Origin of the sequence: Paenarthrobacter sp. NCHU4564 (assembly GCF_052156435.1) — a bacterium.
In the GTDB taxonomy this organism is placed as follows: domain Bacteria; phylum Actinomycetota; class Actinomycetes; order Actinomycetales; family Micrococcaceae; genus Arthrobacter.
Map to the genome: position 1 here is coordinate 1 of NZ_JBQLIS010000012.1, position 20,390 is coordinate 20,390.

Annotated in this window: 15 protein-coding genes; 5 read left to right on the forward strand and 10 right to left on the reverse strand. The window is 64.9% G+C overall.

The features are described from left to right. Positions 1–137: 137 nt before the first annotated feature. The 9 genes from ACSVIE_RS13130 to argC all read right to left on the reverse strand — a co-directional run bounded on the left by ACSVIE_RS13130 (position 138) and on the right by argC (position 9,587). Entirely contained in the window at positions 138–881 is a 744-nt protein-coding gene (locus ACSVIE_RS13130; RefSeq protein ID WP_442424134.1) for a maleylpyruvate isomerase family mycothiol-dependent enzyme, read from the reverse strand. 80 nt (positions 882–961) lie between these two features. Further along, a complete protein-coding gene (gene argH / locus ACSVIE_RS13135) occupies positions 962–2,377 on the reverse strand; it encodes an argininosuccinate lyase (RefSeq protein ID WP_442424135.1) in 1,416 nt (471 codons plus the stop codon). After that, positions 2,377–3,582: an argininosuccinate synthase gene (locus ACSVIE_RS13140; RefSeq protein WP_144663087.1), complete on the reverse strand. Its 1,206-nt coding sequence runs from the start codon at positions 3,580–3,582 to the stop codon at positions 2,377–2,379. The genes argH and ACSVIE_RS13140 overlap by 1 nt, the downstream gene beginning before the upstream one ends. 51 nt (positions 3,583–3,633) lie before the next feature. Further along, the gene (locus ACSVIE_RS13145; RefSeq protein WP_442424136.1) at positions 3,634–4,173 is read right to left on the reverse strand and encodes an arginine repressor; all 540 of its coding nucleotides are present in this window, start codon (positions 4,171–4,173) and stop codon (positions 3,634–3,636) included. Beyond that, complete coding sequence (gene argF / locus ACSVIE_RS13150; protein ID WP_442424137.1) at positions 4,173–5,180, reverse strand: ornithine carbamoyltransferase; 1,008 nt, start codon at positions 5,178–5,180, stop codon at positions 4,173–4,175. The genes ACSVIE_RS13145 and argF overlap by 1 nt, the downstream gene beginning before the upstream one ends. After that, positions 5,177–6,445, reverse strand: a complete 1,269-nt coding sequence (locus ACSVIE_RS13155) for an acetylornithine transaminase (RefSeq protein WP_442424138.1) — start codon at positions 6,443–6,445, stop codon at positions 5,177–5,179. The genes argF and ACSVIE_RS13155 overlap by 4 nt, the downstream gene beginning before the upstream one ends. Beyond that, positions 6,442–7,383, reverse strand: a complete 942-nt coding sequence (gene argB, locus ACSVIE_RS13160; protein ID WP_426006910.1) for an acetylglutamate kinase — start codon at positions 7,381–7,383, stop codon at positions 6,442–6,444. The genes ACSVIE_RS13155 and argB overlap by 4 nt, the downstream gene beginning before the upstream one ends. Before the next feature lie 9 nt (positions 7,384–7,392). Next, complete coding sequence (argJ, locus tag ACSVIE_RS13165) at positions 7,393–8,559, reverse strand: bifunctional glutamate N-acetyltransferase/amino-acid acetyltransferase ArgJ (protein ID WP_442424139.1); 1,167 nt, start codon at positions 8,557–8,559, stop codon at positions 7,393–7,395. Further along, positions 8,556–9,587 (reverse strand): N-acetyl-gamma-glutamyl-phosphate reductase, encoded by a 1,032-nt coding sequence (gene argC, locus ACSVIE_RS13170; protein ID WP_426006908.1) that lies wholly within the window; start codon positions 9,585–9,587, stop codon positions 8,556–8,558. Before argC ends, argJ begins: the two co-directional genes overlap by 4 nt. 164 nt (positions 9,588–9,751) lie before the next feature. Here argC and ACSVIE_RS13175 point away from each other — a divergent pair, with 164 nt between their 5' ends. The 4 genes from ACSVIE_RS13175 to ACSVIE_RS13190 all read left to right on the forward strand — a co-directional run bounded on the left by ACSVIE_RS13175 (position 9,752) and on the right by ACSVIE_RS13190 (position 17,384). Continuing rightward, positions 9,752–10,840 carry a fatty acid desaturase family protein gene (locus ACSVIE_RS13175; protein WP_442424140.1) on the forward strand — a complete coding sequence of 363 codons (1,089 nt, stop codon included), beginning with the start codon at positions 9,752–9,754 and terminating at the stop codon, positions 10,838–10,840. Between the two features lie 85 nt (positions 10,841–10,925). After that, positions 10,926–11,891 carry a quinone oxidoreductase family protein gene (locus ACSVIE_RS13180; protein ID WP_442424141.1) on the forward strand — a complete coding sequence of 322 codons (966 nt, stop codon included), beginning with the start codon at positions 10,926–10,928 and terminating at the stop codon, positions 11,889–11,891. A 131-nt stretch (positions 11,892–12,022) separates the two neighbouring features. Beyond that, positions 12,023–15,988 (forward strand): Pls/PosA family non-ribosomal peptide synthetase, encoded by a 3,966-nt coding sequence (locus tag ACSVIE_RS13185; RefSeq protein WP_442424142.1) that lies wholly within the window; start codon positions 12,023–12,025, stop codon positions 15,986–15,988. Between the two features lie 64 nt (positions 15,989–16,052). Further along, complete coding sequence (locus tag ACSVIE_RS13190; protein ID WP_442424143.1) at positions 16,053–17,384, forward strand: M1 family metallopeptidase; 1,332 nt, start codon at positions 16,053–16,055, stop codon at positions 17,382–17,384. Here the strand turns inward: ACSVIE_RS13190 and ACSVIE_RS13195 are convergent. After that, complete coding sequence (locus ACSVIE_RS13195) at positions 17,323–18,054, reverse strand: 4'-phosphopantetheinyl transferase family protein (RefSeq protein ID WP_442424144.1); 732 nt, start codon at positions 18,052–18,054, stop codon at positions 17,323–17,325. The two genes, ACSVIE_RS13190 and ACSVIE_RS13195, sit on opposite strands and share 62 nt — an antisense overlap. A 214-nt stretch (positions 18,055–18,268) precedes the next feature. On the opposite strand from ACSVIE_RS13195, the gene ACSVIE_RS13200 reads away from it, so the two are divergent. Then, on the forward strand, positions 18,269–20,293 hold the full coding sequence (locus tag ACSVIE_RS13200) for a CDP-glycerol glycerophosphotransferase family protein (protein ID WP_442424145.1): 2,025 nt from the start codon (positions 18,269–18,271) through the stop codon (positions 20,291–20,293). The last annotated feature ends 97 nt before the right edge of the window (positions 20,294–20,390 follow it).

Consider the following 20,390-nt stretch of genomic DNA (forward strand, 5'->3'; position numbering starts at 1 on the left):
GAGAGAGCGTCCGCGGGAAAAGGCCTATCGGTGAGAGAGCGTCCGCGGGAAAAGGCCTATCGGTGAGAGAGCGTCCGCGGGAAAAGGCCTATCGGTGAGAGAGCGTCCGGCAGAAAGGGTGTATCGGTGAGAGAGCGTCAGTGGGTTGGCTGGGCGGGGACGCCGGCCGGCCAGGGCAGGAGTTCAGGCAGGTCCACGCCGTCCGCCGCTGCCGTAGCGCGGAGCGAACCGAGGCTCGGCTCACGGCCTGCGAGCCAGGCAGCAATGTCCGTCAGCATGCCAGTGATGGCAATGGACGTGCCGCCGGAGCCCAAGGTCAGCGGAGGGAGTCCGGTGGGTTGGAGGACGAACCTGTACTCCCCCGGCACACGTGCCTCCAGGAAGCCGAAGAGGTGCTCGCAAAACGGACGGCTCCAGGTCTCCGGTCCAAAGCCCAATCCGAGGTCCGCGGCATGGATGGTGAGTTCCCGCCACAACGCCAGGCCGCCGTCGAGCACGGTTCCGTCCCGGTAGCTGATCCGCGCCTGCCAGTCGCCAGGCTCCAACGCGTCGAAGGCTGCAACAGCCGATTCCACAGCCGTGGTGACAGAGGCAGTATGTTCAGCAAGGCTGTGGCCCGCCGCGAGGTTGATGGCCTTCGTGCGGCCTTCCATGCCGCCGTCGTACAGTTCGATCTGTTCGCCGCGCCGCGCATACTCCAACTGCCGCGCCATGGCATTGGCGATGCCCGTGAGGTGCGCCAGCACATGGCCGCGGGACCAGCCTGGAAGTTCGGAGGGCCCGGTGACGGAGGAATCGTCCATTTTGGCCAAAAGGCGGGTGACGGTGCCGGCGGCTTTGTGAAGCTCTGCGGGCAGCGTCTCAGCTGTGATCGGGGTCATAGCGCCATGCTAACGCAGACATTAAAAAGCTGGGCGGGATGGCACCCGGTGGCACCTTCCCGCCCAGTTTTCGGACCATGCTATGCCGCGTACGTGCGCGCAGCCTCCAGTTCCGCTTCAAGCGCCTGGAGTTGGCGTTCGACGGCGGCCGGTGCCGTTCCGCCCTGCGAGTTGCGGCTGTTGAGCGAACCTTCCGTGCTGAGGACACTGCGGACTTCGGGAGTCAGGTGCTCCGAAATCGTTGCATACTCTTCGTCCGTCAGGTCCCACAACTCCACGCCGCGGCTCTCGGCCTGCTTGACGGCAGCACCGGAGAGCTCGTGGGCCTCCCGGAACGGCACGCCTTGGCGGACAAGCCACTCGGCGATGTCCGTGGCGAGCGCGAATCCCTGCGGAGCCAGCGACTCCAAGCGCTCCCGGTTGAACGTGAGCGTAGCGATCATGCCGGACACCGCCGGGAGCAGCAGCTCCAGGGTGTCGGCGGCGTCGAACACCGGTTCCTTGTCCTCCTGCAGGTCGCGGTTGTACGCGAGCGGCAGCCCCTTGAGCGTTGCCAGCAGGCCGGTCAGGTTGCCGATCAGGCGGCCTGCCTTGCCGCGGGCCAACTCGGCAACATCCGGGTTCTTCTTCTGCGGCATGATCGAGGAGCCCGTGGAGTACGAGTCGTGCAGCGTGACGAAGGAGAACTCCTTGGTCGCCCAGAAAATGACTTCCTCGGAGATCCGGGACAAGTCAACGCCGATCATGGAGCACACCCAGGCGAACTCAGCGAAGACATCGCGGGAGGCGGTGCCATCGATCGAGTTGTGCACGGCTGAGTAGAAACCGAGGTCGGCAGCTACCGCCTCAGGATCCAGTCCCAGCGAGGAACCCGCCAGGGCGCCCGAGCCGTACGGCGAAACTCCGGCACGCTTGTCCCAGTCCTGGAGCCGCTGCACATCGCGCAGCAGTGCCCAGGCGTGGGCCAGCAGGTGGTGGCTCAACAGAACCGGCTGGGCGTGCTGCAGGTGCGTGCGGCCTGGCATGGCCACGCCCTGGTGGGCCTTGGCCTGCTCCACCAGCGCATCGATGGTCGCGAGGACACCCTGGGCGATGATCCGGGCGTGGTCGCGCAGGAACATCCGTCCAAGCGTTGCCACTTGGTCGTTGCGCGAACGCCCGGCGCGGAGCTTGCCGCCGAGTTGAGCACCTGCCCGCTCGATCAGGCCACGTTCCAGCGAACCGTGCACGTCCTCATCACTCTCGGCAGGCTGGTAGGCGCCGCTCGCGACGTCCTCGTCCAGTTGCGTGAGCGCTGCCAACATGCCCTCAAGCTCGGCGTCATCCAGCAGGCCGGCCTTGGCCAGCACGCGGGCGTGCGCCTTGGAGCCGGCGATGTCGTAGCGGGCCAGCCGCCAATCGAAATGCGTGGACTTGCTCAGTGCGGCCAGCGCGTCCGCCGGGCCGCCGGCGAACCGGCCACCCCAGAGCGCACCTTCATTTGTTGCCGACGTCATTACTCGCCTGCAACCCGCAGGTCGCGGCCCGAGGCGACCTTGGAAGACATACCCCAGAGCTCGATGAAGCCGCGGGCCATGGACTGGTCGAAGGTGTCGCCGGTGTCGTAGGTGGCGAGGTCGAAGTCGTACAGCGAGGTGTCGGAACGGCGGCCGTTAACGATGGCCTGGCCACCGTGGAGGACCATGCGGATGTCGCCGGAGACGTACTTCTGGGTGTCCTCGATGAAGGCGTCCAGGGAACGCTTCAGCGGGGAGAACCACTGTCCGTCGTAGACAAGCTCGGCCCAGCGCTGGCCGACCGTTGCCTTGAAGCGGGCCTGCTCTCGCTCGATCGTGACATCTTCGAGGTGCTTGTGCGCGGTGATCAGGGCCATGGCACCGGGAGCTTCGTAGATCTCGCGGGACTTGATGCCCACCAGGCGGTCCTCGACGACGTCGATGCGGCCCACGCCCTGGGCGCCGGCACGGCGGTTCAGTTCCTGGATGGCCTGCAGCGGGGTGACCTTCACGCCGTCGATCGCTACCGGGATACCGGCCTGGAAGGAGATGGTGACTTCATCCGGTGCCGGCGGGAATTCCGGGGTGGCGGTGTAGTCGTAGATGTCCTTGGTGGGTGCGTTCCAGATGTCCTCGAGGTAGCCGGTCTCGACGGCGCGTCCCCAGACGTTCTGGTCGATCGAGTACGGGTTCTTCTTGGTGGTCTCGATCGGCAGTCCCTTTTCCTCGGCGAAGGCGATCGCTTTGTCGCGGGTCAGGGCGAGGTCGCGGACAGGTGCGATGCACTTCAGGTCCGGGCCGAGGGTCTGGATGCCCACTTCGAAGCGGACCTGGTCGTTGCCCTTGCCCGTGCACCCGTGTGCGACAGTAGTGGCGCCGAATTCGCGGGCGGCCTTGACCAGGTGCTTGACGATGACGGGACGGGAGATGGCCGAGACCAGCGGGTAGTGTCCCTGGTAGAGGGCATTCGCCTTGAGGGTGGGCATCGCGTATTCGTTGGCGAACTCGTCGCGGGCATCGGCAACGTAGGCTTCGACGGCGCCACAGCCGAGGGCGCGCTGGCGGATGGTTTCCAGGGACTCGCCGCCCTGTCCGACGTCGACGGCCACAGCGATGACCTCGGCGCCGGTGGCTTCACCGATCCAGCCGATGGCTACGGACGTATCAAGGCCACCGGAGTAGGCCAGAACAATGCGCTCAGTCACGAGAGTGCTCCTTTGGTTGTTGCGTGTTGCGTATCTAATGCTTGAAGAAAATCAGTTGGCTGCGGGGCCGGCTTCCTCGGCCAATTGCAGGAAGCGGGCCGCGAGTTCCGCGCCGCCGCCGGGATCCCGGGAAACCAACATCACGGTGTCATCGCCTGCGATCGTACCCAATACCGACGGCATCACGGAGTGATCGATCGCAAGCGCCAGGAAGTTTGCAGCCCCCGGCGGTGTCCGGAGCACCACAATGTTGCCCGAGGCCTCCGCCGTCACCAGCAGTTCCCCGCACAGCCTGGTGAGCCGGGCATCGAGAATTTCCTGGGTCACACCGCTCTTGGCGTTGCGGTCTCCCCCTTCGCCGGGAACCGCGTAGACGAGCGCGCCGTCCTTGCCACGGACCCTGACGGCCCCAAGTTCCACGAGGTCACGCGACAGCGTGGCCTGGGTGACCTGGACGCCGTCTTCCGCCAGCAGGGCTGCAAGCTCTGCCTGGGAACGGACGGACTCCCCCGTCAGGATCGCGGTGATGCGCGCCTGACGGGCCGTCTTGGTGGCCGGGCTTACACCCGGAACCGAAGGGTTGGTGGACACTAGAACGTGCTCTCGCCGGTTCCCTCGACGGGTGCAAGGCCGTCGACGAAAGCCAGGCCGGACCTGTGCATGAGCCAGGCCATCAGTGCTTTCTGGGCGTGGAGGCGGTTCTCGGCCTCGTCCCAGACGATGGACTGCGGACCGTCGATGACGCCCGCCGAGATCTCGTAGCCGCGGTAGGCCGGGAGGCAGTGGAGCACGACGGCGTCCGGCGCTGCCTGTGCCATGGCGGCCTCATCCACGGAGTACTCGCGGAACAGCTGAAGGCGGGCTTCTTTCTCCGCTTCCTGGCCCATGGACACCCACGTGTCGGTGGCCACGACGTCGGCACCCTTGAGGGCTTCGGCGGCATCGCTGGTGATGAGCACGGAACCACCGGTTTCGGCAGCCCGTTCTTCCGCTGCGGCCACAATGTCAGCGGCCGGAAGGTAGCCCTCCGGACCGGAAATCCGGACGTGCATTCCCGCCGTGACGCCGGCCAACAGGTAGGAGTTCGCCATGTTGTTGGCGGCATCGCCCAGGTAGGCCATGGTCAGTCCGGCGAGTTCGCCCTTGTGCTCCTTGACGGTCAGGAGGTCGGCCAGGAGCTGGCACGGGTGGTAGTCGTCGCACAGCGCGTTGATGACGGGCACCTTGGAGTTCTCCGCCATTGCCACCAGGCCCGAGTGGGCGCCGGTGCGCCACACGATGGTGGACACCATGCGCTCCAGGACCTTTGCGGTGTCCTCCACGGACTCCTTGTGGCCGATCTGGGCTTCACCGGGGTTGATGATGAGCGCGTTGCCGCCCATGTCGGCGATCCCCGTAGCAAATGACACGCGGGTCCGGGTGGAGGTCTTGTCGAAGATGACGGCGACCGTCTGACGCCCTGCGCCCTCCGCGGCGAACGGCTGGACGCTGTACGGGGCAGCCTTCATGCGTACTGCCAGTTCCAGGACCTCAGCCTGCTCGGCCGGAGTGAGGTCTGTGTCTTTCAGGAAGTGCCGGGTGCTGGTGGAAGTTGTCACTGTGCGTCCTTAGCGGTGGTGGCGGTGGCCGTAGCGATCAGGTCAGGCAGGGCTGCCAGGAAACGGTCAGCCTGTTCGGTGGTCAGGATGAGCGGCGGCGCCAGGCGGATGGTCCGGGGACCGGGACTGTTGATGATGAAGCCTGCCTCAAGGCCGGCGGTCACCATGGCGGGGGCGATCTCCGCGTCGACATCGAAGCCGATCAGCAGACCTTCACCGCGGACCTCGGTAACACCCTCGACGGCGGCGATCCCCCGGCGAAGGTACTCGCCAACCGAAGTGACATTCTGTAGCACGCCCTGAGTTTCGATGGCATGAAGCGTGGCCAGCGCGGCGGCCGTGGCCACCGGGTTTCCACCGAATGTGGTGCCGTGTTGCCCGGCGGTGAGCAGGGCCGACGTCGTACTTCCGAACGTCAGCAGGGCGCCGATCGGGAAGCCGCCGCCGAGACCCTTGGCGAGGGTGACGGCGTCGGGAACGATTCCGGCGTCTTCGCTTGCCAGCCACTTGCCGGTCCGGCCAATGCCTGTTTGGACTTCGTCGAGGATCAGCAGTGCGCCGGCGGCTGTGGTGGCCTCGCGTGCAGCCTTCAGGTATTCGGCGCTGAGGGGCCGGACGCCCGCTTCACCCTGGATCGGTTCCAGGAACACGGCCGCGGTGGAATCGTCGACGGCGGCACGCAGGGCCTCGATGTCGCCGAACGGGATGTGGACCACGCCACCGGGCAGAGGCTCGAACGGTGCGCGGTACGCCTCCTTGGCTGTCAACGCCAACGCTCCCATGGTCCGGCCGTGGAAAGCACCCTCAAGGGCGATGATCTTGGTCCGCGTGCCGTCGGCGTTATTCCGGCGGGCCAGCTTGAAGGCGGCCTCGTTGGCTTCGGTGCCGGAGTTGGCAAAGAAGACCTTCGAACCTGCCGGGGCGTTGCTGATGGCCAACAGTTTCTCTGCGAGCGCGATCTGCGTTGGGCTCGTGAAGAAATTGGATACGTGCCCCAGCGTGGCCAGTTGGCTGGAAATGACCGAGGTAACGAACGGGTGGGCATGGCCCAGTGCGTTCACTGCGATGCCGCCGAGGAGGTCCAGGTACTCCTTGCCGTCAGCGTCCCACACCAGGCAGCCTGCGCCGCGGACCAGCACGCGCTGCGGGGTGCCAAAGACACCCATGAGGGACGAGGAGTAGCGGGCCAGCCAGTCGGCGCCGGAGCTCTGGGCTACCAGCGCGGTGGCGGCAGACTCGGCTGTATGGCTCAGTTCGGTGCTCATGCGTTCACGTCCTCGTCCGGTACTACCTGGGTGCCGATGCCCGCCGTCGTAAAGGTTTCCAACAGCATGGAGTGCGGCAGGCGGCCGTCCACGATGTGGGCGCGTTCCACGCCTTCGTCGATGGCCTTCAGGCAGGCAGCCATCTTGGGGATCATGCCGGATTCCAGGCGGGGCAGCATGTCACGGAGCTCCGATGCCGTCAGGGAGGAAATCAGCGATGACTTGTCGGGCCAGTTGGCGTAAAGGCCCTCCACGTCGGTGAGGATGACGAGCTTGGAGGCCCCCAAGGCTGACGCAACCGCAGCCGCGGCGGTGTCCGCATTGACGTTGAGGACCTGGCCGGTGGTTTGGAAGCCGTTGCCCTCCTCAGTGATTTCGGGGGCTACCGTGGAAATCACGGGGATGCGGCCGGCGTCGAGGATGTCCTTGATCCCGGCGGGATCAACGCCAACCACTTCGCCAACCAGGCCAAGGTCCACTTCCTCGCCGTCCACCACAGTGCCGGTGCGAACCGCACGGAGAAGCCCACCGTCTTCGCCTGACATGCCCACGGCATACGGACCGTGGGAGTTGATCAAGCCAACCAGCTCGCGGCCAACCTGCCCGGTGAGGACCATCCGGACGACGTCCATGGCTTCGGGTGTGGTGACGCGCAGGCCGCCCTTGAACTCGGATTCGATGCCGAGCCGTCCCAGCATGGAGTTGATCTGCGGTCCTCCGCCGTGGACCACCACGGGGTGGATGCCAACGTGGTGGAGGAACACGATGTCCTCGGCGAAGGCTCGGCGAAGGTCGTCATTCACCATCGCGTTGCCGCCGTACTTGATCACCATGGTGGTTCCGGCAAAGCGCTGGATCCAGGGCAGCGCCTCGATCAAGGTCCCGGCTTTGTCCTGGGCGTCGCTCATGGACGTGTTCTCGCGGGTATGCGCAGTCATCGTCATCCCTTAGCTCGAGTACGCGCTGTTCTCATGCACGTAGTCGTGCGTGAGGTCGTTGGTCCAGATGGTGGCCTCTGCGTCGCCGGCCTGGAGGTCGATTTCCACGAGGACTTCGCGCGGTTCCAGGTCTACAAGGTTGCGGTCGTCGCCGATGCTGCCATTGCGGCAGATCTGGACGCCGTTCATGGATACGTTCAGCTGGTCTGCCTCAAAGATGGCGTCGGTAGTGCCGACTGCAGAGAGCACCCGGCCCCAGTTGGGGTCCTTGCCGAAGATGGCTGCCTTGAAGAGGTTGGAGCGGGCCACGGAGCGCCCGACGATCTCCGCGTCGCGTTCACTCGCCGCGTTGAAGGTCCGGATGGCGATGTCATGGCTGGCACCCTCTGCGTCGCCGATCAGCTTGCGGGCCAGTTCGGCACAGACGGAAGTCACGGCCTCGCTCAACTGCGCCGCGGAAGGCAGCGCTTCGGACGCGCCCGAGGCGAGCAGCACCACGGTGTCGTTGGTGGACATGCAGCCGTCGGAGTCGGCGCGGTCGAAGGTGACGCGCGTGGCGTCGCGAAGGACGACGTCGAGCTCGTTGGCCGGCACCTCGGCGTCGGTGGTGAGGACCACCAGCATGGTTGCCAGACCGGGAGCCAGCATGCCGGCACCCTTGGCGATACCGCCGACCGTGAATGTCTTGCCTTCGGCGTCTTTTCCGGTGAACACGGCTTCCTTGGAGACGCTGTCGGTGGTCATGATCGCAGTGGCTGCGGCGCTGCCGCCGTCCTCACTGAGCTCCTTGGCGGCCGCCTCGACGCCCGGGAGGATCTTGTCCATGGGCAACTGCTCGCCGATCAGGCCGGTAGAGCAAACCACGACGTCGGAAGCTGAGACTCCCAGCGCTTCTGCCACTTTCTCGGCCGTGGCATGGGTGTTCTGGAAACCCTGCGGACCGGTGCAGGCGTTGGCGCCACCGGAGTTCAGCACGACGGCATCAACGCGGCCATCGGTGACCACCTGGCGGGACCAGTGCACAGGGGCTGCGGCCACCCGGTTGGACGTGAAGACCGCGGCAGCGGCCTTCAGCGGACCGTCATTGACGACGAGGGCGAGGTCAGGGTTGCCGGAAGCCTTGATCCCGGCCTTGATGCCGGCGGCCCTGAATCCCTTGGGGGCGGTAATGGTCACGGTGCAACTCCCTGCAGGTTCAGGCCGGCGGTTTCATCCAGGCCGAGGGCAATGTTCATGGACTGCACGGCACCGCCGGCAGTTCCCTTGGTGAGGTTGTCGATGGCGCACGTAACGATGACGCGACCTGTGTGGCCGTCGAAGGCCAACTGCATCACTGCGTGGTTGGACCCCTGGACCGACTTGGTGGAGGGCCACTGGCCCTCCGGCAGCAGGTGCACGAACGGTTCGTCGTCGTAGGCGTCGGCCCAGGCCTGGCGGAGCTCGGAGGCGGTGACGCCGTGCCCAACCTTGGCAGTGGCCGTCGTAAGGATTCCGCGGCTCATGGGCGCGAGGGTCGGAGTGAAAGACACCGTCACCGGTTCCCCCGCGGCGTTGGACAAACCCTGCTCGATTTCGGGCGTGTGGCGATGCCCGCCACCCACGCCGTACGGGCTCATGGACCCCATGACTTCGGAACCGATCAGGTTGACCTTGGCTGCCTTGCCTGCGCCCGAGGTTCCGGATGCGGAAACAATGACGACGTCGTCGGTCAGCAAAAGGTTGTTGGCGAACCCGGGCGTCAAGGCCAGCAGGGCCGACGTCGGGTAGCAGCCGGGTACGGCGATGCGCTTGGCGCCTTTCAAGGCGTCGCGCTGGCCCGGGAGCTCGGGCAGGCCATAGGGCCAGGTGCCCGCATGGGCGGAGCCGTAGAACTTTTCCCACGCCGCGGCGTCTTGCAGGCGGTGGTCTGCGCCGGCGTCGATGACTACTGTTCCTTCCGGCAACTGCGCGGCGATGTCGGCAGAGGCTCCATGCGGCAAGGCAAGGAAAACGACGTCGTGACCGGACAGGTTCTCAACGGTGGTGTCTTCCAGAATCCGGCTGGCCAAACCATGGAGATGCGGCTGCAACTCCCCTAGTCTGGAACCGGCGTTGCTGTGCGCGGTGATCGCGCCGATGGTGACGTTGGGATGGTTCGCCAGCAGGCGCAGCACTTCTCCCCCGGCGTAGCCGCTGGCACCGGAGACGGCAACAGAAATAGTCATGCCTCCACCATACAGCAAAACTATTCATGGTTGCTGATATTTATGCATGTAGTCATTCGGGCCTACCGCGCCCGTGGGGCGTATGCTGGATACAGGGTGATCCAGACCGTGCAGTCCGAACGTCGGCTGCAACGTTGCCCGTGAGCGATACGGGGCACACCTTCATGGCACCCACATCCATTTCCGATCGCCCCAGGGCGCGCATCATCCAACCCAATCCGGTAGTCCACAGTTACTCAGAACTTCTGAAGAGCGTGAAAGCGGCCGGGCTCCTTGAGCGGCGGACCGGGTTCTATATCTGGCTTTTTGTCGCCCTCATGCTCCTCATGGCCGGCACGTGGCTCGGCTTCGCGCTGATCGGCGACTCCTGGTACCAACTCCTGATCGCTGCTGCGCTGGGGATCTTCTGCACCCAGTTGAGCTTCCTGGCGCACGAGGCGGGCCATAAGCAAATCTTCGCCTCACGCCGCGCCAACGACTGGTCCGCGCGGCTGCTCGCCACAGGCGTTGCCGGCATCAGCTACTCCTGGTGGGAACAGAAGCATGGCGCCCACCATAACCACCCCAATGTCATTTCCAAAGACCCGGACATCCGGAACAACGCCCTGGTCTTCTATCAAGAGGCTGCGGCGGAGCGTAAAGGACGCCTGGCGTTCCTCACCCGCAAGCAGGGCTGGTTCTTCTTCCCCCTCCTTACGCTCCTGGGTCTCAGCCTGCAGTTCGATTCACTGCGCTTCATCTTCGGCAAGCACAAGGTTCGCCACCGCTGGGTGGAAACCCCCATCCTCGTCACCCGCCTCGCCGCATTGCCGGTCCTCGCCTTCACGTTCCTGCCCATCGGCATGGCTTTTGCTTTCCTCGGCGTGCAGATCATGGTCTACGGGTTCTACATGGGCGCCTCCTTCGCCCCCAACCACAAGGGCATGCCCGTTCTGCCGTCAGACAGCCGCGCGGACTTCCTCAGCCGCCAGGTCCTGACATCCCGCAACATCTCCGGCGGACGGTTCATGGACTTCCTGTTGGGCGGCCTCAACCGCCAGGTGGAACACCACCTCTTCCCTGACATGGCCCGGCCGCAGCTTCACCGTGCTGCCGGAATCGTCCGCGCTTTCTGTGGCAAGCACTCGATTCCCTACACCGAGACCACTTTGCCGCAGTCGTACGGAATCGTGGTCAGGTACCTCAATGAGGTGGGCCTCGCCGCCGGGCGCGGCTTCGATTGTCCGGTCGCTGCGACGCACGGACGGCGCTGAGGGTTTCACACTGACGGCTGCCTCCTCCCTAGGATGGAATCTGGAACCGGGCATTGGAAGGACCGTCCCGGAGTGAGGAGCCACCATGACGCACGCCATCGTTGCCCGGCAGCCCGGAGGACCGGAAGTCCTCGAATACGCCTCCGTTGAGCCGCCGAAACCCGGCCCGGGACAATTGCTGGTCAAAGTCGCAGCCGCCGGTGTCAACTTCATCGAGACCTACCAGCGCAGCGGCATCTACAAGGTGGAGTATCCCTTCACTCCGGGAGCAGAAGCCGCGGGAACGGTGGAGGCCCTTGGTGAGGGTGTGGAAGAGTTCGCCGCGGGCGACCGGGTTGCTACCGCCGAGGCCGCCGCGACCTATGCCGACTACATCCTGGTGGACGCCCCCAAGGCACTCCCCGTTCCGGACGGCGTGGACGACCACACCGCCGCAGCCCTGCCCCTGCAGGGAATCACGGCCCACTACCTCATGAACTCCTCATTCCGCGTGGAACCAGGACACTCGGTCCTCCTGCATGCCGGTGCCGGTGGCGTGGGATTGCTGCTGACACAGTTGCTCAAAGCCAGGGGCGCGCGGGTCTTCACCACGGTTTCCTCGGATGAAAAGGCCGGCCTTTCCAAGGAGGCCGGGGCGGATGAAGTCCTCCGTTACGACCGCTTTGCGGACAAAGTCCGCGAACTCACCGACGGAGAAGGTGTCAATGTGGTCTACGACGGCGTGGGCAGGGATACGTTCGACGACTCCCTGAAGAGCCTGAGGATCCGCGGGGCCATGGTCCTGTTCGGGGCAGCCTCGGGCCCCGTTCCGCCCTTCGACCCACAGCGGCTGAATGCCGGCGGCTCCCTGACACTGACCCGGCCCACCATGGGGCACTTCGTGCAGAACACCCATGAGCGGCGTTGGCGTTCCACCGAAATCTTCGAGGCAGCAGCCAACGGCACGCTGTCCGTACGGGTCGGTGCCACGTACCCGCTGGCCGAGGCCGCTCAAGCCCACCGCGATCTCGAGGGCCGCCGCACCACGGGCAAAGTCCTGTTGGTTCCCTGACCGGCCAGGAGCCGAACAATTCGGTCCGGCAGAACACGCGGCAACGCGCCGGTGAACTCAGAAACAACGCAGTATGAAGCGCGGGAAACGTCCGACACCTTTTGTTTACCTTTCGCGGTAAAGCTGTAGTCGTGAGAGTCGAAGAACCTGCCGGGCACGGGTCCGCCCCTGCCCTGGCCACGCACCGGCCCCAGCTTCCCGGTTTGGCCGCAGCCCCGCCCGCGCGCACCCTGGTGGACATCCTTGAGGCAACCGCTGCGTCCTTCCCCGAGGCTTCGGCCCTGGACGATGGCCATGCATCACTGAGTTATGAGCAATTGCTGGCAGCAGTCCGCTCCTTCGCGGGAAAGCTCAACGCCGCAGGGTTGGGCCGGGGCGACAAGGTGGGGGTCCGGATACCCTCCGGCACCAATGAACTCTATATCGCGATCCTTGGAATCCTGATGGCGGGGGCGGCGTACGTGCCGGTCGACGCCGATGACCCGGACGAACGGGCGCGGTTGGTGTTCGGCGAAGCCAAGGCAGGTGCAGTAGCGGGCCCCGGACTGTCCCTGCAGATGGCCGGCGTTCCGCAGGGAGGTTCACGTCCGCCCATCACCGCAGCTGCAAAGCCGGGGCTGGATGACGACTCCTGGATCATCTTCACATCAGGTTCCACCGGTACACCCAAGGGCGTGGCCGTGACACACCGCTCGTCCGCGGCTTTCGTCGACGCGGAAGCACGAATCTTCCTACAATCAGAACCCATCGGCCCCCAGGACAGGGTGCTGGCCGGACTTTCCGTCGCCTTCGACGCATCCTGCGAGGAAATGTGGCTGGCATGGCGTCACGGCGCCTGCCTGGTGCCTGCTCCGCGGGCCTTGGTCCGCACGGGAACGGACTTGGGACCATGGCTGATCAACCACGGCATCACAGTAGTGTCCACGGTGCCTACCCTGGCGGCCCTGTGGCCTGCTGAAGCCCTGGAAAACGTCCGGCTGTTGATTTTCGGCGGGGAGGCGTGCCCTCCCGAACTTGCCGAGCGGCTGGCCGTCGATGGCCGCGAGGTGTGGAACACGTACGGCCCCACGGAGGCAACCGTGGTGGCCTGCGCCGCGCCCTTGGGCGGCTCCGGCCCCGTCAGGATCGGTCTGCCCCTGGACGGCTGGGACCTCGCAGTAGTGGATTCAGCCGGGATGCCCGTGCCAGAAGGCGGGATCGGCGAACTTATCATCGGTGGCGTGGGCCTCGCCCGCTACCTGGACCCGGCCAAAGACGCCGAAAAGTACGCCCCGATGCCCACCCTGGGGTGGAATCGCGCGTACCGTTCCGGCGACCTTGTCCGTTATGAAGCGGAGGGCCTGGTTTTTTTGGGCCGCGCTGATGAACAAGTGAAGCTTGGCGGACGACGCATTGAACTCGGCGAGGTGGATGCCGCCTTGCAGTCGCTGCCGGGCATTGCCGGTGCTGCGGCAGCCGTCCAAACGACGGCGGCGGGAAACCAGATCCTGGTCGGTTACCTCGCGCCCTCCGATGGAACGGCGGTGGACCTGGGCGCAGCCCGCGAACTCCTTGCCGACAGCCTTCCGGCCGCACTGATTCCGCTCCTGACGGTGGTGGACAACCTGCCCACCAAGACCAGCGGAAAAGTTGACCGGAACGCCTTGCCATGGCCACTGGCGGATGCGGCTCCCGACGCCGGGAGCAAGCCCCTGGACCTGCCGGAGGACGCCCGCTGGGTAGTGGAACAGTGGGAGGCGGTCCTTGGGAGCGCCGTGGGATCCCTCGACGCCGACTTCTTTGCCTACGGCGGCGGCTCCCTGGCAGCTGCCCAACTGGTCTCCGCACTGCGTGTCCGGTACCCCACCATCACGGTGGCCGATATCTACGCCACCCCGCGTGTGGGTGCTCTTATCGATGCTGCCCGGCAGTCAGTCCCGGAGGGACAGGTGCCTGGACCCGCAGCCGAACGCTCCGTCCGGCCCACCGCCCGCAAGTCCCAGGTCTTCCAGGTCCTCATGGGCGCACCCCTGCACATTCTGGTGGGCATGCGGTGGCTGACCTACCTCATGGCGGCCAACAGGCTGTTGGCCGACTTCGCAGGATTTATCCTGGCGCCGGCCGTGTCCTGGTGGTGGATCGCGGCGTCCTGGCTGGTGTTCGTCAGCCCGTGGGGCCGGATGGCCATCTCCGTGGCGGCCGCGCGCCTCCTGCTCGGCAAGGTCCGGCCCGGGACGTACCCGCGCTCGGGCAAAACGCATCTGCGCCTCTGGCTGGCGGAGCAGATCCAGGACCTTTCGGGCGCCATTGGCCTGGCCAGCGCTCCCTTCGTCCCCTATTACGCCAGGGCACTCGGTGCCAAGGTGGGCAAAGACGTCCACCTGCACTCCCTGCCGCCGGTTACCGGCTTGCTGTCACTGGGCAGCGGGGCCAACATCGAGCCCGAGGTCGACCTGAGCGGCTGGTGGGTGGATGGCGATTCGGTGCATATCGGCCAGATCCATGTCGGCGCAGGCGCCGTGGTCGGTTCGCGCAGCACCCTCATGCCCGGAGCCACCATTGGCGCCGGAGCCCACGTGGAGGCAGGCTCGGCCGTGCTGGGCAAGGTCAAGGCCGGCCACCTCGTGGCTGGTTCTCCCGCCGGGCGCCGGGGCAAAGCCAAGCAGGAATGGCCGGAGTCTTCCGCGCGCAGCCCGTTCGTGGACAGGTTGTGGTTGTCGGCCTTTGCAGGCGCCTCGGCGTTGCTCGCCCTGATCCCGTACGTCTCAGCCGGCGTTGCCGCCGCTGTGGTGCTCGCTTTCATTCGCGGGCGTGCTTCCCTGGGCGATGCGTTGCCCCAGCTTGCCGCGGCACTGCCGTTGGCCGCACTCGTGTGGTTCTTTTCCAACCTCGTCCTCATCCTTGTTTTTGCCCGGCTCCTGGGCCTGGGGCTCAAGGAAGGGTATTACCGTGTCCGTAGCCGGACCGGCTGGCAGGTCTGGGCCACAGAGCGGTTGCTGGACATGGCCCGCGACCTCCTGTTCCCCATCTACGCCAGCCTTTTCACTCCGGTCTGGCTCCGGCTCCTGGGAGCCAAGGTGGGCAAGAACGTCGAGGCCTCCACGGTGCTGCTGGTCCCACGCATGACCACGATCGGCGACGGAGCTTTCCTGGCCGACGACACCATGGTGGCATCCTACGAACTGGGCGGTGGCTGGATGAAGATCGCGCCCGCCAAGATCGGCAAACGGTCCTTCCTGGGAAATTCCGGCATGACGGCCGCCGGCCGAAACGTGCCCAAGAACTCCCTGGTGGCCGTGCTGTCGGCCACGCCTGCCAAGGCCAAGTCCGGGACGTCCTGGCTGGGCAGCCCACCGGTCAGGTTGCGGCGTACCGCCGTCGACGCTGACCAGTCACGCACCTTCCAGCCGCCATTAAGGCTCAAAGCCGCCAGGGCCCTCTGGGAATTGTGCCGTTTGGTGCCGGTGATCCTCACTGTCGCCATCGCCGCCGGTGTGATGCTTGCCCTCGACTGGCTGGCCCGCGGTTGGGGTTACTGGATGGCCGCCATCCTGGGTGGTGTGGTGCTGCTGGCAGCCGGGGCTGTGGCGGCGCTCAGTTCCGTCGTGGCCAAATGGGTCCTGGTGGGAACAATCCGCGCCGGCGAACATCCGCTGTGGAGCTCATTCATCTGGCGCAATGAGGTAGTGGACACCTTCGTTGAAATGGTCAGCGCGCCGTGGTTTGCCCGGTCGGCCGCGGGAACCCCTGCCCTGGTGTGGTGGCTGCGCGCACTCGGTGCCAAGATAGGCCGCGGAACGTGGTGCGAGAGCTACTGGCTTCCGGAAGCGGACCTGGTGAGCCTCGGCGAAAATTCCACGGTCAACCGGGGCTGCGTGGTCCAGACGCACCTGTTCCACGACCGCGTCATGAGCATCGACTCAGTGACCCTCGGTGCCGGTGCCACCATGGGCCCGCACGGGGTCATCCTGCCCGCAGCGAGCATCGGCGATGGCGGAACCGTAGGCCCGGCGTCGTTGGTGATGCGCGGGGAGACCGTTCCCGCCGGAACGTATTGGATGGGAAATCCCGTGAGCCCGTGGGTGGGTCCTTCGGCTCCGGCCGGCCGGCTGAAGTAGATTGAACGGACCGGAACCCGGCACCGGTCATACGAGCCAGACAGGATTGAGGTCCCCGAATTCCATGACCGCACCCAGTACGACGCCAAGCACAGCCGACCAATACGCCCTGGGTCACGGCAGCACAGGGTACCGCGTGGACCGGTACGAACTGGACCTGGACGTCAGGTTGGCAAGCAACAGGCTGACGGGCCGGGCACTGCTTCACTGCACCGCGCTGGAACCCGGCAATACCCTGCTGGTGGATCTCGTGGGACTGCGGGCTTCCAAGGTGTCGCTTGACGGCCGGAAGGTCCAAAAGTTCTCCCACAGGGCAGAACACCTCGTGGTGACCGCCGGCGCGCCGCTGAAACCGGGACAGACCTTCCTGCTGGACATCAAGTACGACGGCATCCCCCGGCCACGCAAAGGGCTTTGGGGCGAAGTCGGCTGGGAGGAACTCAACGACGGCGTGCTGGTTGCGGGCCAGCCCAATGGTGCCGCATCCTGGTTCCCCTGCAACGACCATCCACGGAGCAAGTCCACGTTCCTCATTTCTGTCACCACGGACGAAAACTACCGGCCCGTCTGCAACGGACAGCTCATCTCCAGGACCCGCAAGTCCAGCCGGGAAACCTGGGTCTACGAACACAACGTTCCCATGGCCACATACCTCGCCACCCTCCAGATCGGCCGCTATGTGATGGTCCCCCTCAACCCGGACGACACCCACCACCGCGTGCCCCAGTTCGCCGCGGTCACGGCCGCCAGGTCGGAAGAAGCACGCCACGGTCTTCGACGCCAGCCTGACATGATGCGGACCTTCGAGGATTGCTTTGGGCCGTATCCGTTCACGGAGTACACGTCAGTTGTCACGGAGGACGAACTCGACATCCCCCTGGAAGCCCAAACCCTGTCCATCTTCGGACGCAACCACATGCGCGACACGTGGGAGGCACAGCGCCTGATTGCCCACGAGCTGTCCCATCAATGGTTTGGAAACTCCCTGACCGCGGGCACGTGGAAGGACATCTGGCTGCACGAAGGTTTCGCCTGCTACGCCGAGTGGCTCTGGTCCGAAGAGTCCGGAACCATGCCCGTGGCAGAGCGCGCCGCGGCGGCATGGAAGAGGCTGCAAATGTCCGCGCAGGACCTCCTGGTAGGTGACCCGGGACCGGAACTCATGTTCGACGACCGGGTCTACAAGCGCGGTGCCCTTGCCGTGCACGCCCTGCGGGTCGCTGCAGGGGACGAAGCCTTTTTCGGGTTCCTTCAGTACTGGACTGCCACCAACCGCCATGGCTCAGTTTCCACGGAGGCGTTCGTCACAGCGGCCGGTTCCTTCATCCCGGGAATCAACCCGGAAGCCCTCCTGCAGCCATGGCTCTACGAGGCAGCGCTTCCGCCCCTTCCCTGACACCTTCCGGGGCATGGCTGAGGGCCAGCGCTGCAACGAGCCCTTCCATCCCTGCAGGAAGCACCAGATCACTCAGGCCGTTCCGGTCCAGCACGTCGAGTCCGGCCGGGTCCCGGCGGAGCCCTTCACCGGTCATCTTCAGCCAGGCTTCCTTCCGTGCCCAGAGCCGTGCCCGGCCGGTATTGCGTTCGGCTGCGGGCAACCGGATCACAGCGTCCCGTTCCCGGGGCGTCAGGGCGACGTCGTCAAAGCCCTTGTAAGCGGCAGCAGAGACGCTCTCTAGGTCCACTCCCAGCAGGGTTCCGCAGGGCGGACGTACGACGGCGGCCAGCAGCACCCAGCCCGACGCCCGGGAGGCGCTAAGCACCAAAGGCGCCGGACCGCCGTCGAGCATGAACCCTGGGCGGCCGTGATCCTGCCCGGGTCCGCACTGCGGGCAATCGTATGCCGGCGTGAGCCGGGTCGGGTCCACCTCGAGGAGCGACGCGGCGTAGCGCTGCGCGGCGATCCGCCCGGCAATGAACTCTTCACGGTCCTTGGATCCGGCGAACCTGAGGGCACGGCGCCGGGCCGGGGCCCCCAGCCGCTGGAGGTTGTCGCCGGGAACGGACACGTCGCCCAGCCTCTGCAGTTCCAGGACCGGGCTCCCCTTCGTCACCTCGCTGCCCACGCGACCTCCACATTTTCCAGATGGTTCCCACACCAAGGCTATCGGGATCATCCGCGGGGGCTGGTGGCCCATGATGCTTCGCGGAGTGAAGATTCTGCCGAAAATCGCGTCACGATTCCGGATGTCAACCCACTCAGCTTCATATGACCAATAACAAGGGTGACGTTCCGCAGGTTGTGGAACCGCCGCCCAGGTACTTTCGCTGAGGACTCACATGCCAGTTACGGAACCCCTGCTCACCATCGTTTTGGAGGCTGAGGAGGGCCTCGATCGCGAATCGGTTCTCTACAGGCGCATCGTTGCCGCAAGGCTCAGGTATGAGAACCTGTTCGTACTTCACCACGTCCGGGAGCCGCTGACCACAGGCAGCGTGGCACGTATCTGCGAATCCATCGAGACCAGGTACGTCGTGTTCCTGAAGGCCTCACACCAGGTCTCGGCGTCGTACGTCACCACCATGGTCGAGTATCTCCGTACACGTTCGGTGTATCTTGCTGAGCCCGTGATCTACACCGGAGCCCTGCCAAACAATGTTGAGACAACGAAGATCGACGACGCCTACCAGTACGCCCGCGACACAGACATCTTCGGTATCGCTTTCAACGTCCGCCGCCTCCAGGACGCCTTGGAGGCCGTTGGCGATGTCGACAGGTCGGCACTTTATCTGGCCTACCGGCTGTACTGGTCCATCGCGGAGGTCAAACCTCAAAAAACCGGCTTCTCGGTCGCTTCGGATACCAAGGCAGCGATTGGCCTGCAGGTGGCTCCGGAAACCAGCCGCCTGGTTCCGTTGATTCCTCTTGCTTCCAAGCAAATGCGCCTTCATCTGACCCGCTACCTTGCGCTCTACCTTCGGGGCATGCGCGCCCAAAAAGCCGGGAACGTCAGTTTGGCGCACCTCCGGGACCTCATCCACACGTACCGGCTGGCAGAGCAGCTCACCTGGGTTGAGCCCCTGCAACCCGTCGAAGCCTTATGGATTCAGTGGCTGGTGACGCCGGAGGTCACCTCCTTCCTCTACAAGCAGCTCAGCGAGTGCGACGCCTACCTGGATTTCGCGGAAGGCCGCACCCCACCGGGACCCCGGATCCCCCTGTACAGTTTGCAGTTCGGAGGCGACACCGTAACCATCCACAAGTCCTATAGGCCCAGGGAATCCCGCCCGGGCTATTCCCAGGCAGATAGCTACGACTTCTACAGCCGGCCCATTACGCCGTCGTCCACCATCATCTTCTTCGACCGACCGCTACAGGCCGACGACAACGCCGAGCACCTTTACGAATACTTCACCACGAAGCACCCGGAATTCACCGAAGCCTGCTTTGCGTTGAATCCGAAATCACCGGATTGGGAACGGCTGAGCGGAAAAGGCTTCAAGCTCATCCCGATTTTCACAGCGGAGTTCTATGAGAAGTTCCTGATCTCCGACCTCGTCGTCTCATCGCAAATCTACAACATCAGGTACAAGGGCAAGTCCTTTGCCAATTCACGGTTCATGTATTTGCAGCACGGCATTCAACTCAATGACATGACGGACTGGGTCCTTTCCAAATACTTTGATGTCTTTGTGACCACGGGCCAACTCGAGGCCGACTACATGCGCGGGCTAGCTCCGACCGAAACCCTCAATTCGGGTCTTCCCCGGTTCGAAGCCCTGGCCCGGGAAGGAACGGCGCCCCAACATTTGCTCTTCATGCCGACCTGGCGTTTCAACCTCCACCAGGCATCCACTGAACTTTTCGCCCGCTCCGGGTACTTCCGTGCCATCGATGCTGTCCTGACAGATCCAGCGCTGCTCGAATTCCTTGAGGACACGGGCCGGACCCTGCAGGTGAAACTCCACCCCAACGTGGAAAAGAGGTCCAGCCAGTTCAGCTTCTCGAAGAACGTCATCAGGTCCGGCTTGAGCTACCGGGAAGCGATTGCCTCGGCGGAGATGGTCTTCACTGATTACAGTTCGGCCGTGCTGGATGCAGCCTTCATGGGCACACCCATTGCCTACTATCACTGGGACGCCCCGGAATTTTTCCGCGACCAGCCCTACGAGGGCCGCGTCGATTACCTGCAGGACGGCCTGGGGCCCGTAGTGACGGAGCACGACCAATTGATCACGCATATCGTGCAGGAGCAATACCTTCGCCCGGACAAGCACTTTGAAAAACGCCGTGAGCGCTTTTTCCAGGGAGTCGATCCCACAAGAATCAATGCGAAGATCGTAGAGAGGATGCTGAGTCTCTGATGAAGGAAATTCGACGCATTAAGCGGACCATCCGCGGATTAGTGGTGAAGGCGGCATATTCACCCTCCGGCACGCACATTGCCCGGAAAGTCCTGGC

Excerpts from the sequence above, each read along its gene's own strand:
- ACSVIE_RS13130 (WP_442424134.1), bottom strand. The coding sequence starts at position 881 with ATGACCCCGATCACAGCTGAGACGCTGCCCGCAGAGCTTCACAAAGCC.
- argH (WP_442424135.1), bottom strand. The coding sequence starts at position 2,377 with ATGACGTCGGCAACAAATGAAGGTGCGCTCTGGGGTGGCCGGTTCGCC.
- ACSVIE_RS13155 (WP_442424138.1), bottom strand. The coding sequence starts at position 6,445 with ATGAGCACCGAACTGAGCCATACAGCCGAGTCTGCCGCCACCGCGCTG.
- argB (WP_426006910.1), bottom strand. The coding sequence starts at position 7,383 with ATGACTGCGCATACCCGCGAGAACACGTCCATGAGCGACGCCCAGGAC.
- argC (WP_426006908.1), bottom strand. The coding sequence starts at position 9,587 with ATGACTATTTCTGTTGCCGTCTCCGGTGCCAGCGGCTACGCCGGGGGA.
- ACSVIE_RS13175 (WP_442424140.1), top strand. The coding sequence starts at position 9,752 with ATGGCACCCACATCCATTTCCGATCGCCCCAGGGCGCGCATCATCCAA.
- ACSVIE_RS13180 (WP_442424141.1), top strand. The coding sequence starts at position 10,926 with ATGACGCACGCCATCGTTGCCCGGCAGCCCGGAGGACCGGAAGTCCTC.
- ACSVIE_RS13190 (WP_442424143.1), top strand. The coding sequence starts at position 16,053 with ATGACCGCACCCAGTACGACGCCAAGCACAGCCGACCAATACGCCCTG.
- ACSVIE_RS13200 (WP_442424145.1), top strand. The coding sequence starts at position 18,269 with ATGCCAGTTACGGAACCCCTGCTCACCATCGTTTTGGAGGCTGAGGAG.